This is a genomic window from Pedobacter sp. 01N416 (assembly GCF_056399685.1).
In genome coordinates this window covers 1-505 of the sequence record NZ_JBFTRT010001078.1, presented here as the reverse complement: position 1 = coordinate 505, position 505 = coordinate 1, and the positions used below count along the sequence as shown (strand labels likewise).

At 38.0% G+C, this 505-nt stretch carries 1 pseudogene; it reads right to left on the bottom strand.

Going from position 1 to position 505, the window contains the following annotated elements:
• A pseudogene (locus tag AC1DND_RS29315) lies at nucleotides 1-505 on the bottom strand (hypothetical protein); the annotation flags it as partial.

Below are 505 nucleotides of genomic sequence, written 5' to 3'. Positions count from 1 at the left end.
GTATTCATAAGTTAAATGATCAGGGTTGTAGTTGGTTAATTTAATAAAACCTTCCTGACCCGTTCCTAAACGTTTGGTATCAATCGAATTTTTGAAACTTTCATCAACAATGGCTTCTTTCTTAGCATCAAAACTGCTAATGGCCTTCATTTCTTCATCAGCATTTTTAGCAAACTGAACACTTTGTACAAACCAGGCATTACCCGCGGCCGTTGCATTACGCTGCATTTTATACGATCCATTCTGAGGATCTTGCGTAATAATGTACTTGGTATTTAACATATCCAACACATCCTGGTTAACACTTTTTGTTAATTGGTTATCTACCAACTCCTGAAAACGTTTTAACCTCGCGGAGTGGAAACCACCAACGGTTTTATGGAAATAAGAAGTTTCGGCACTTTTAAACGGATCGCCCAACGATAAATCGAAAACCCTAAAGTTTGGATCTTTATCAGCCGCGATAAAATTATCTACATCTCTAGGCTGGTAATGGTTGTTCAGG